Origin of the sequence: uncultured Psychrosphaera sp., from assembly GCF_947500655.1 — a bacterium.
Taxonomy (GTDB): Bacteria; Pseudomonadota; Gammaproteobacteria; order Enterobacterales; family Alteromonadaceae; genus Psychrosphaera.
This window is the reverse complement of record NZ_CANMSK010000006.1, coordinates 25,675-37,722: the sequence shown is the minus strand read 5'-3', so window position 1 is coordinate 37,722 and position 12,048 is coordinate 25,675. Positions and strand designations below refer to the sequence as shown.

At 37.1% G+C, this 12,048-nt stretch carries 13 protein-coding genes; 9 read left to right on the top strand and 4 right to left on the bottom strand.

From position 1 onward, the window contains the following. The first annotated feature begins 1 nt into the window (after nt 1). The 6 genes from lepB to acpS all read left to right on the top strand — a co-directional run bounded on the left by lepB (nt 2) and on the right by acpS (nt 4,692). Nucleotides 2-916: a signal peptidase I gene (gene lepB / locus Q0940_RS07130; RefSeq protein ID WP_299266226.1), complete on the top strand. Its 915-nt coding sequence runs from the start codon at nt 2-4 to the stop codon at nt 914-916. Between the two features lie 33 nt (nt 917-949). Further along, nucleotides 950-1,633, top strand: coding sequence for a ribonuclease III (gene rnc / locus Q0940_RS07125; protein ID WP_299266543.1), 684 nt, complete (start codon nt 950-952; stop codon nt 1,631-1,633). Nucleotides 1,634-1,664: 31 nt separating this feature from the next. Continuing rightward, nucleotides 1,665-2,591, top strand: a complete 927-nt coding sequence (gene era, locus Q0940_RS07120) for a GTPase Era (protein ID WP_299266540.1) — start codon at nt 1,665-1,667, stop codon at nt 2,589-2,591. 116 nt (nt 2,592-2,707) lie between these two features. Further along, on the top strand, nt 2,708-3,463 hold the full coding sequence (recO, locus tag Q0940_RS07115) for a DNA repair protein RecO (RefSeq protein ID WP_299266221.1): 756 nt from the start codon (nt 2,708-2,710) through the stop codon (nt 3,461-3,463). 117 nt (nt 3,464-3,580) lie between these two features. Then, nucleotides 3,581-4,318, top strand: a complete 738-nt coding sequence (gene pdxJ, locus Q0940_RS07110) for a pyridoxine 5'-phosphate synthase (protein WP_299266218.1) — start codon at nt 3,581-3,583, stop codon at nt 4,316-4,318. Then, complete coding sequence (gene acpS / locus Q0940_RS07105) at nt 4,318-4,692, top strand: holo-ACP synthase (RefSeq protein WP_299266215.1); 375 nt, start codon at nt 4,318-4,320, stop codon at nt 4,690-4,692. Before pdxJ ends, acpS begins: the two co-directional genes overlap by 1 nt. On the opposite strand, the gene Q0940_RS07100 is transcribed toward acpS, so the two are convergent. From Q0940_RS07100 to Q0940_RS07085, 4 genes are all read right to left on the bottom strand, one after another. After that, a complete protein-coding gene (locus Q0940_RS07100; protein ID WP_299266213.1) occupies nt 4,689-4,958 on the bottom strand; it encodes a hypothetical protein in 270 nt (89 codons plus the stop codon). The two genes, acpS and Q0940_RS07100, sit on opposite strands and share 4 nt — an antisense overlap. Nucleotides 4,959-4,966: 8 nt before the next feature. Beyond that, on the bottom strand, nt 4,967-5,365 hold the full coding sequence (locus Q0940_RS07095) for a hypothetical protein (RefSeq protein ID WP_299266210.1): 399 nt from the start codon (nt 5,363-5,365) through the stop codon (nt 4,967-4,969). Nucleotides 5,366-5,606: 241 nt separating this feature from the next. Next, nucleotides 5,607-7,403 carry a diguanylate cyclase gene (locus tag Q0940_RS07090; protein WP_299266206.1) on the bottom strand — a complete coding sequence of 599 codons (1,797 nt, stop codon included), beginning with the start codon at nt 7,401-7,403 and terminating at the stop codon, nt 5,607-5,609. A gap of 123 nt (nt 7,404-7,526) precedes the next feature. After that, nucleotides 7,527-9,041 carry a DUF3612 domain-containing protein gene (locus tag Q0940_RS07085; RefSeq protein WP_299266203.1) on the bottom strand — a complete coding sequence of 505 codons (1,515 nt, stop codon included), beginning with the start codon at nt 9,039-9,041 and terminating at the stop codon, nt 7,527-7,529. 118 nt (nt 9,042-9,159) lie between these two features. On the opposite strand from Q0940_RS07085, the gene Q0940_RS07080 reads away from it, so the two are divergent. The 3 genes from Q0940_RS07080 to Q0940_RS07070 all read left to right on the top strand — a co-directional run bounded on the left by Q0940_RS07080 (nt 9,160) and on the right by Q0940_RS07070 (nt 11,981). Beyond that, nucleotides 9,160-9,765: a malate synthase gene (locus Q0940_RS07080; protein ID WP_299266200.1), complete on the top strand. Its 606-nt coding sequence runs from the start codon at nt 9,160-9,162 to the stop codon at nt 9,763-9,765. 195 nt (nt 9,766-9,960) lie between these two features. After that, nucleotides 9,961-10,731: a class II aldolase/adducin family protein gene (locus Q0940_RS07075; protein ID WP_299266197.1), complete on the top strand. Its 771-nt coding sequence runs from the start codon at nt 9,961-9,963 to the stop codon at nt 10,729-10,731. Between the two features lie 74 nt (nt 10,732-10,805). Further along, nucleotides 10,806-11,981, top strand: coding sequence for a mandelate racemase/muconate lactonizing enzyme family protein (locus Q0940_RS07070; protein ID WP_299266195.1), 1,176 nt, complete (start codon nt 10,806-10,808; stop codon nt 11,979-11,981). Nucleotides 11,982-12,048: the final 67 nt, after the last annotated feature.

Here is a 12,048-nt window from a genome sequence, read left to right as displayed (position 1 = left end):
AATGGCCGGATACTTTGCAATATTTTTAGTAGTTATTACCGTCGCCTGTGGTTTTATTTGGTTAATCGATGCCAAATTATATGCCCCTGCACGTCGTGAACGTATCGCGATTGCGCAAGCTAGCACAGCCGGAAATATAGAATTAGACGAATTGGAAAAAATAGCACCTCAACCTGTATTGGCTGAAACTGCACAATCGATTTTTCCTATTTTGTTTATCATTACAATATTCCGTTCGTTTTTATTTGAACCGTTTCAAATACCATCGGGCTCTATGATGCCAACTATGTTAGTGGGTGATTTTATCTTAGTGCAAAAATATACCTATGGTGTTCATGACCCAATTTGGCGTAGTGAATTGATTGAAATGGATACACCGTCTCGTGGCGATATTGCAGTGTTTAAATATCCAGAAGATGAACGTTTAGACTACATTAAACGTGTGGTTGGTTTGCCTGGTGATAGGATTGTTTATAACAATAAACAAATCTCTATTCAGCCAAGTTGTGAACGCGATCCAGAACACTGTAAAGAATTAAAAGTTGTGGCTATGGAGTCTGAATCTGTTTACGAGATTAATCCATACGGCGATACTGTTGCATTAGGTTCAGAGCTTTTAGGTGATGTAAAACATAACATTTTGTTTAACATTAACCGTGAGTATCAATACCCGTTTGTGCAAGCTAATGGCAAAGCAAACGAATGGTTAGTTCCTGAAGGGCATTACTTTATGATGGGTGATAATCGTGACAATAGCCAAGACAGTCGTTTTTGGGGTTTTGTTCGTGAAGATCAACTTGTTGGTAAAGCAGTGTTCATTTGGATGAGCTTTGTTTATAACGACGGTGCAATTGACTGGTTACCAAACTGGGTTCCTGTGGATGTACGTTTTTCACGTTTAGGCTCAGTTAAATAAACGTAATAAATTATTAAATTAATAAAACAAGAGATTAGATTGATTAAAACAAATTATAGCCAGTTGGCTAAATTATTAGGTTATCAATTCAACGATGAGTCACTGCTTATACAAGCACTGACTCATCGTAGTTTTAAAGGCGCTCATAATGAACGTTTAGAGTTCGTTGGAGATGCCTTATTGGGGATGTTTGTCGCAGAAGCGTTGTACTTTGCATTCCCAAAAGCAACCGAAGGTGAATTAACTAGAATGCGTTCGCAATTGGTTAAAGGGCAAACCTTAACTGAAATTGCTAAAGAATATGACATTAGTAGCTGGTTATTATTAGGTCCTGGTGAAATGAAAAGCGGAGGTTGTCGCCGTGACTCTATTTTGGAAGACGCTATTGAATCGATAATAGGTGCTGTGTATTTAGATTCAGATATCGAGCAATGCCGTACATTTGTACTAAAATTGTTAGATGAAAGATTGAAGCAAGTCGATCCTAGTAATGCATTAAAAGATCCAAAAACACAATTACAAGAATGGCTACAGTCTAGAAAAAGGCCGTTACCAACTTATGAGGTGGCGGGGGTTTCCGGTCAGGCTCATAATCAAACATTTAAGATCAGTTGCACCTTAGACAATGGAAAATTATTGTCGGCAACCGGAACGAGTCGTAGAAAAGCAGAACAAGCAGCTGCAAGAAAAGCATTAGAGGTAGTAAAAGGTGAGTAAATCAGGACAGTCACAAGCCGAATTAGACGCATTGTTACAAAATTTAAATAATCGTGCGGATTTATCGGACCCAAAACGTTGTGGTTTAATTGCCATTGTCGGTAGACCAAATGTTGGTAAATCTACCTTAATGAATAATATTCTTGGGCAGAAGATCAGTATTACGTCTAAGAAGCCACAGACTACTCGTCATCGTATTTTAGGTATCCATACTGAAGATCATGAACAAGTTATTTATGTTGATACACCGGGACTTCATAAAGAAGAAAAACGTGCGATTAACAAATTAATGAACAAAGCAGCATCAAGTGCATTAGGTGATGTTGAGTTAGTTTTGTTTGTTGTTGAAGCTATGAAATGGCATGACGACGACGAAATGGTATTAAATAAGATCATTCGTTCAAAACAACCTGTTGTGTTATTGATCAATAAAGTTGATGAAATAAAGCACAAAGAAGAGTTAATGCCGTTTTTACAAAAAGTATCGGCTAAACATAACTTTGAGCAAATTATTCCAATCTCAGCTGAGAAAGGCACCAACGTACAAGCTATCAAAGATTTAGTTTCTGACTATTTACCAGAAAATCCATTCTTCTTCCCAGAAGATGATGTAACGGACAGATCATCGCGCTTTATGGCTGCGGAAATTGTTCGTGAAAAACTGATGCGTTTTCTTGGTGAAGAATTACCATATTCCGTTACCGTTGAGATTGAACAATTTAAATGGGACGAAAAAATCTGGCGTATTAATGCATTGATCTTAGTTGAGCGCGAAGGCCAGAAAAAAATGGTTATTGGTGCTAAAGGCGAAAAGCTTAAAATTATAGGCCGCGATGCACGTCAAGATTTAGAAAAACTATTAGAAGAAAAAGTCTACCTAGAGCTTTGGGTTAAAGTTAAAAGTGGTTGGGCTGACGATGAACGTGCCTTACGTTCATTAGGCTACGGCGAAGATTAAATAAATTGAGCAGGCTTAGTAGAATGTTACTAAGCCTCTTTTTATTGGGTTATTGATTCAACTCTTTGCAAATAAAATATTGTAAAAGCAGATTAAAATAAGAAAATTAATAATTTATGTATGCTGAACTTGAATCCAAACAAGCTTTTATCCTGCATACCCGCGCGTTCAAAGAAAACCAATTAATTATTGAATTTCTGGTTGAAGGTGAAGGGCGGTTATCTATTATCGCCAGTAAAGGTGGTAAAAAAAACTCAGCTCGCACCGCTTTATTACAACCATTTAGACCTCTTACCATTAAATACAAATTAGGCCGCGGTTTACACAGTTTAAAATCTGTTGAGCTTAATTCTGAGTCAGCTGATATCCGCTTAAAGAGTAAATCGTTATTTTGTGGATTTTATCTTAACGAAATTTTATGTCGTTTATGTAAATCAGATGCCCAATATGATGAACTGTTTCCTTTGTATAATTATGCACTATCTCACTTACAACATAGCTCTGAACGTGAAGTAGACTCGTATACTCCAATGTATTTAGAAGCAATATTACGCCAGTTTGAATATCGTCTTTTGGTTATGCTTGGTTATGGCATTAGCTTTGATTATGACTTACATTCGGATGCTGATATTAAAGCGAATAAGTATTATGAATTATTAGCAGGTTCTGGTTTTGTTTTTAGCACTACACCACAACGAGCAATAATTGGTTCTGATTTGATAGATATAGATGTGTTTTTAAATACAGATTTAGAGATAGAAAAGTTATCGGCGCACAAATTAAAATTAGCAAAGTTGATTTTAAGGGCATGTTTGCATCGCCATCTTGGTGATAAGCCGTTAAAATCTAGAGAGTTGTTTAGAAAAGCATAATTACTTTAATTTATGATCCTAATTAAAGGATCTTAATTAAAAGAAGCTTAATAAAAATACTGAATTTAAAAACACTAAGTTTAAAAGATTAAGCCCCAAAACAAGAAAGAGCATAAAATGGCAGAATTACATTTAGGCGTGAATATTGACCACATTGCAACGTTAAGACAAGCACGTGGCACTAACTATCCAGATCCAATTCATGCCGCAGCTGTGGCTGAACATGCAGGTGCTAGCGGTATTACGATTCACTTACGTGAAGACCGTCGCCATATCCAAGACCGTGATGTTTATGTATTAGCCAAGACTATTAAAACCAGAATGAATTTAGAAATGGCCGTTACCAATGAAATGATCGCCATTGCGGAAGAAGTAAAACCTGAGTTTGTATGTTTAGTGCCAGAGAAACGTGAAGAGTTAACCACTGAGGGCGGCTTAGATGTTAAAGGTCAACTTGAAAAAGTAACCGACGCGGTAAGTCGTTTAGCAGCTATTGGCGCCAAAGTATCTTTGTTTATTGATGCCGACGAAGGGCAAATTGATGCGGCTGTTGCATCAGGAGCTCCTTATATTGAAATCCATACTGGCCACTATGCTGATGCCACTACGGACGAAGCACAACAAAAAGAATTAAACAGAATTGTTCGCGGTGTTAAATACGCCGCAAGCAAAGGTATTATTGTAAACGCAGGTCATGGCTTGCATTATCATAACGTAAAACCTATTGCTGAAATTACAGAAATATATGAGTTAAATATAGGTCACGCTATTATAGCCAGAGCCGCAATTGACGGTTTAGAAACGGCAGTACGTGATATGAAAACCTTAATGAACGAAGCTAGGCAAGGTATTTAATGTCGGTTATCGGTCTAGGCACAGATATAGTTGAAATAGCTAGAGTTGAGAGTGTTAATGCCAGCTCTGAACGTTTTGCTAAGCGTATATTAGCTATATCTGAGTTGGCTATTTATCACCAGCATTCACAGCCTGAACGATATCTTGCCAAACGTTGGGCAGCTAAAGAGGCAGCCGCTAAAGCGTTGGGAACCGGAATTGGACGTGGGATATCATTTCATGACTTTATCACTAGTAATAATGAGCTAGGCGCGCCAAAACTTGAACTAGCAGGCAAAGCGTTAGAACTGGCCAATACTATGTTAGTAACAAGTGTATTATTGTCCATTAGTGATGAAAAAAATTACGCAGTAGCCACAGTGATTTTAAGTTAAGTTTTTACGTTTGTTCTAGCCATCTGGCTTTGTACCGTTTTACATAAAATACATTGCAGTAATACACCTTGAATAAATTGTTTAGTGCTACTGTCCATACAGTGTAAGTCTGCAATACTCAGCTGCTGTCTTTGTATTAAACGTGCTAATGTTTCTGACTTTATAGTTAACGAATAATAGGTGTCAGTATCGCTAGCATCCTCATTTTCTAAATTTTCGCAATTACCTTTATGTTTGAATTGAAGTTTACAATCATCACAATTCATTTGAACTCCTAATGCAAAGTGTTTGTCATTGTTAATGCGTACTCTAAACGAACTAGGTTTTCTACAAATAAACTCCGAACGTTATTCACTTTATTTAACCTATTTAATGTTAGCTGCAGAACGGACGTACGTTGTTCTTCATACCCAAGTACTTTTAAACTAGAAGATAGAGTTAAAGCCGACTCAGTTAATAAGGTTATGGCTTTGCTCTGCTCTACAAAATTTTCAGTTAAAATAATCTCGGCAACTTCAAATGCACAACCTAAGTGAGGAAGTGCATCATAGTGATGTCCTCCCCCTGCAAGTGTGATCCCTGCTTCATTGGTATTTGCCCAACTTCTAAGAGCCATTGTTGGTTTATTCGTTAGTTCTTTACGGTGATTAGGGCATAAAAAGTGATGTTTCATATTAGCGTCTCTTGCTCAAATTATTTATTAGGATAAATTCAATACAAATGATAATAGTTATCATTTGTATTTGTTGCAAGGTTTATCTTGTACAAAAATTTAACAAGTATGAATGCAAATAAGAAATTGAAATTAGAATTTGAGCGCAGATAAGAATCGACACTCTATAATATTGGTATTACGTATATTGAGTTAGAAATTAACTGTGCAGTAGGAAGGAGATCTAATGATCTCTGTATAATTAAGTGAGGACCTGAGAATGGCTTGTCGTATGCTTTTTCTTTTTATCAGCCACTGTAATACCTTCAATATTCTGAGCATTAAAAAAACATACAGTATTTCTGCCGTTAGATTTTGCTTGGTATAACGCATTATCCGCATTAGATATTGCTTTTTCAAAAATCTCCGTATCTGAACGTAACTGATTATTACCAGTAAAGTTTGTTATAGAAACGCCTATACTTGCGGTTACTTTTACATTTTCATCAAAGTATTGCGTTTCTAAGTTTTCAATCTCACAGCGAAGGTTTTCAGCAAGCAGTAAGGCTTCAGTTTCATCTTTTATTGCGAGTAAGACGATAAATTCTTCACCGCCCCATCGAGCCACAATATCTTCCGTGCGTATTGTTTTATCAATTAAGCGGGTAACTTGGATTATCACTAAATCACCAGTAGCATGACCAAATTTGTCATTTACTAATTTAAATTTATCAATATCTAATAGAAACAGTGCAAAGTTTTCATTGGTTTGTCTAAATCGAGGGAATAATTGAGCTGTAGCATATTTAAAACCGCGGCGATTGAATATATCTGTTAACTCATCTTTTCTCGCGTGTTCTTCTGCACGTTCTTTATCTCTTTGCGCATCCCTAAATCGAGTAGCTAATGCAACCGCTAATATAATTCCTTCAAATGCCATTCCCACCTCAATAGCTTTAAATGTAAAGCTATTGTACGGAAGTAATCCCGCTACAGCTGCGGTAGATACACTGACACATATAGCGGCTGTAACAGACGAAATAAGATAGAGGTTGGCTGCCGATGCTTTGGCTCTAACGGCTAAAATGCCTAATGTAATAGTTAAAATAGCAAAACTGGTATTAAATAAGAAAGCAACAATAGTGGCTAAATGTAATTGGTCCATAACAAAAAGACCTAAAATAATAAAAGGGATTGCGTTAGAAATATTAGCTATAGCTTTATTGAGATTTGGTGCATATAAGTGTGTGTCTAAAAGTCTTCTACCAAAGTGCAAACCAATTATGCTGTATGTGATCATCAATGACACATCGACATAATCTTGGAAATGTACACCATGATGTGGAGTATAAAATGTAAATAGCCAGCCCGTGTAAGACATACTATTTAACACAAAGCCTGAAATATACAGTACATACAAACCGAATATCTTTTTCCTAATGGAGAAAAATAGCACAAGATTATACAAAGCAAGTGCGACTAAAATGCCATATAAAAATCCATATTCAAATTTGTCGTTGCCATCATTGGTTATTGCATCGGCTAAAGTTGATAACTTAATCGGGACTGGCATGATGGCTTCTGTTTGTATACGAATATATAAATCAGTTACGCCTTGCTCAAATTGCATATCGGTAGCAAAAAATCGACTAAAAATAGGCTGCTCTGAAATAGGTAAGTGATCACCACCAATGATATGTTCTACCTCGCCATTGGGATTAACAAAATAAACGTCAATATAATCTAACCAAGGACTTTCTATTGAAAGACGATAATGGCTGGATAAAGCATTACTATTATTGATGCTTGTTTTAAACCAAGTAGTTTCAACATTAAATCCTTTAGAAATAGTTTGACCACTTTGAGTCAAAGTCGACCCTAAATCAAACTCTAGCTGTGCATCTTTTAGAGATAGTCTTTGGTCACTCTTTTCTAGAAAATAAGTTAAATATGAACCAATAGGACTGGTTTCAAATGTAGAAAGCTCGATTTCTTTTGCACTAACTGTTTGCACAGATAAATAAAGAATAGTAATTAGCGTAAAGATAAATCGATGCATTGGAGGAGTTAATACCTATAAAGTAAGTTCATATAAAGGTATAGCAATAAAGCGTAATTAATTCCATTGCTTAACTGTAACATTTATTTACACAATGAAATAATTGGTGGTTTATTGGGATTGTTATTTATCATAACAGCTAGGATCTCGTGGACAAACATTCCCTCTTGAGCAAATTAGTTTAGCATCGCTTTCTATTCCGCGTTCTACCCAATTAATATTGAGTATCTTAGCCACACTCATTAAATCACTCTTAATTGCTTTAGATGGTGTAGCAGAGCCACCTTTAGATACGCAAAGCTGTTTTAGATCATAAGCAATTGATAAAGCATCTTTACCTTGAGCTTCAATGGCTGGATTTAAATCAATTCCTGCGCATACAACATGACTGTTGCCGGCCAAATCTTTTACATTGATAGACTCACAGCAATAAATTCGTTGCTCATTCCCCACATTCATAATAGAAAGCTGTGCAGAGGATGTACCTTTGGTGGGAGCGTTTATCATTCTAAATACCGCCCAATGTTGGCAAGGATCAACAACGGTGCGCATGTTGCCCCAAGGCAGTGGAATACCATTGCCTCGATACACCGCTTTTAATTTCCCTGGAGAGTAAGCATCAAAATAATGCCAGTGGGCATACGGAGACACTGCTGTCATACGGCGCATAGCAACAGACGCAGATACTTCGGCAACTTTGTGGCTAGATATTTCGTAACCATGCCGGTCTAATAACTGTCTAAACGGCACTTTTGGGCACAACAAAGCACCAGCAAAAAAGCTTGATTCAAAGTCACGCCAAGCGTGCAGCATATCTTGTGGATCAACGGTTGACGATGAAACATGATTAATTTGTTCTTGGTTATTTAATTGATGTCCACCTACAGACATGACACTTTTTACACCATCAGTATTATGTAATACGGCGTGGCCTATATGCACGGCTAATTCGTATTTAAGCCGTAGTGGAAATTTTTTTAATATTCGATTTAATAACAGCTTGTTAGGCAGTTCAAAATAAGAGGTGACCACATTTTTTGAGTGAATTCCTAACTCATCTACCGCTTCTGCAGGAAGTTTATCAAACCACTTGATCACTAAACCAAGTTGTTTAGTGATAGCAACGAGTTCATCTATGCTCAAAGGCATACGCTTTAATCCAACTTCTTCAGCAGCACGTTCTAAGTCGGGGAAGTGATTTTGATTATTTTCTTGATGAGCCCTAATTAATAGCTGAGCAAATTGACGCCCAGAAATACCTGTTTGTGACAGCATTTCGGGTATCGCAATTTGTAGTATGTCATTAGAAAACAAAAAGCTAGGCTCTAAAGGCATGCCTTTGATACCACCACGGCTGCCTTTGTCTGGAATAATATCCTGGTGATCGGCTTCATCATCTAAAAACCATTCTACCTTTTTTTGAAATACGCCAGCGACGACTTCAAGCATATCAATACTAGGCACACGTTTTCCACGTTCAATCATAGATAGATACGACACTGATGGTGCGTACTCAGGATCTATTCTGACACAACGGGCTGACAAGTCTTCTATGGTTAGTTTATTACGTTTTCGTAAATTTCTAATCTTAGTGCCAAGGAAATGTGACTTTCTCAATAAGCTTTTATTTGGTTTCATTTGTAAAATTTACACTGTAAAATTTTTATTGTGAAATTTTAGTTTAGGTTGAATTAGACTAACAATCAAGCAATAGGGTAAACCAAAATAATAAATAACAGAGATTGAGGAATTAAATATGAATATGGCAACTAACGAGAAAACGACACACAAAAATCAGTTGGAGAGTTTAGGTTTTGATAGCTTTATCAATGAAGAAGTATCAATCTTAAACACGTTAAATGAAAAACGTATGACTGAGTTAATGAGCTACTCAAAAAGCTTTTTAGATAAAGTATTCCCATTAGAGCAAGGTTCACATCAAGACGTGAGTAGCTACGTTATTTACTACAAACATTTATTGGCTTTTTTCCCAGACGGAAGAAAAAGTGGTTTAGTTACACCAAACCAGTTTGTTGCGTTAAGTGGTCATAAAAATGAGCCTACTTCTATTGTATTAAAAAATGATGGTTTTCATGTTGAATTAATATTTAACAAAAATGGCTCTCGTGGCATTAAAGATATCGCTGGAATTGATGACATTCAACTTGAAACAACAAAAGCAATATTTGGCACTGCAGCTGCGGCGAACGATGACAATCTTAATAACAGTAAACGCTGGTTTAGTATGATCCGCAGTGATGATGAATTAGTCATGGATTCTGCTGGTAATCAATTATGCCGCTGTGTGGATGTTGAAAAAGCTTTCACAGACAAAGACGGTAAAGATTATCAAATAGCGTAACTCTTTATTTATCATTCCTCAGTTTTTCCGGTCAAATAGTTAACTGTTTGGCCGGAATTCCATTCGCTATTTAAATACAGCAAGCTGCTATTTCAACAAACTACTACTTTTCCCATAACATAGTGAAAATCTTTCTTTATAGAATGCTATCTGTCAGTTAAAGTTCTAACATTATTAACTTGTTTAAGGTTTGGCATGTTTGATTTACCCTCGGTTAATGTAAAAAATAAAGTTTCAGCACAAGAGTGGCAAACTCGAGTTGAGCTTGCAGCTTGTTATCGACTGTTTGTTATTCATGGTTGGGATGATTTAATTCACACTCATGTTTCAGCTCGAATTCCTGGTACAGAACATTTGCTTATTAATGCCTTTGGTTTGTCGTTTGATGAGATCACCGCATCCAATTTGGTGAAAATTGATATTAACGGCAATATTGTAGATCCAGATACACCGTTTAAAATTAATCCCGCTGGATTTACTATTCATAGTGCTGTGCATATAGCGCGTCATGAAGATCAATGTGCTTTGCATGTTCATACAAATGAAACCATTGCGGTAGCCAGTGTTAAAGAAGGGCTGTTGCCACTTAGTCAGTATTCAATGTTTGCTTTGGCTTCAATGAGTTATCACGACTACGAAGGCTTAGCGGTAAACGAAGACGAGATAAAACGACTGCAAGATGACTTAGGCAGCTGCAACTTTATGTTGTTACGTAATCATGGTGCGTTAACAATGGGATTAACTATTGGTGATGCTTTCATGCATATGTATGACTTAATCCGTGCTTGTCAGGTGCAAATTCAAGTTAAGTCCATGAACATGGAACCTATCTTAGTTGATCAAACAATTATCGATGGCATTAAAGCACAGGCAAACATAGTTCATTCTGGTTTAACTGGCGGACAAAAAGCATGGCCTGCCATGATGCGCAAAGTAAAACGTACTTATCCAGATTTTGACCAATAATTTAATAGTTATTAGCAATAGTTATTAGAAACAGTTTGCTAATGAACAAGAACTCAAATTAATAAGAGTACCCAATGAAAATTACTCACGTAGAAATATTCGATATACATTGCCCAGAACGTCCTGCTTGGACACCAATATTTATCCGCATTCATACAGATGAGGGTATTAGTGGTGTTGGTGAAGCAGGATTAGCTTATGACTGGGGACACAGTGCCGCAGCGGCTATGATCAAAGAAATCGCAGAAGCGGTATTAATTGGTTTTAATCCGTTTAATACTGAATTGTTATGGTCGCGCATGTTACGTGAAAGCTTTTGGGGATTAGGCGGTGGACCAGTATTGTACTCAGCAATGAGCGCAATCGACACTGCATTGTGGGATATAAAAGGTAAAGCCTTTGGTGTTCCGGTTTACCAGCTATTAGGTGGTAAAACCAACGACAAGTTACGCACTTATGCCAGCCAATTACAGTTTGATTGGGATGTAAATATTAAGAAACTAATTGAACCTGCTGAGTACGCAGAAGCTGCATTAAAAGCGGTAGCAGAAGGTTACGACGCAGTGAAAGTTGATCCAATTGTTTATGACCAAAATGGTGATTCTTCTTTCGACCGCACTAAATTATTTACTAAACCGCAAATGCGTTTGTTTGGTGACAGATTACGCGCCATCAGAGGAGCCGTTGGTGAAGATGTGGATATTATCTTTGAATCTCACTCATTAATGGGAGCCGCATCAGCAATTCAAATGGGCGCAATTGTCGAAGAAGTTGGCTGCATGATGTATGAAGAACCAGTGAATTACTTAAATGCCGCAGTACATAAAAAAGTATCTGACCGTGTAAATGTGCCAATTGCTGGTGGCGAACGTTTATATCATCGCTGGGATGTACGTCCGTATTTTGAAGACCAAAGCATTGACGTTTTACAACCAGATGTTGGTTTATGTGGTGGTTTCACTGAAGCTAAAAAAGTATGTGATTACGCAGACGTTTACGATATTCGTATTCAAGCACACGTTTGTGGTGGCCCTGTGGCAACAGCTGCATCATTACACTTAGAAACCGCAATACCAAACTTCTTAATTCATGAGCATCATACTTATGCAACTAAGTCTTGGAACCGTGAACTGTGTATCCAAGACCCACAGCCAGTAGACGGCTTTTTTCAAGCGCCAGATACTCCGGGAATTGGCATTGAATTAAATGATGAAGTGGTTAAACGTTCACCGCACGTCACTGTAAAGTAAGAGCAGTTAAATAAAAGCAGTAAAGTAAGAGCAGTTAAATAAGGCAGTTAACTTTATTTACGTTAGT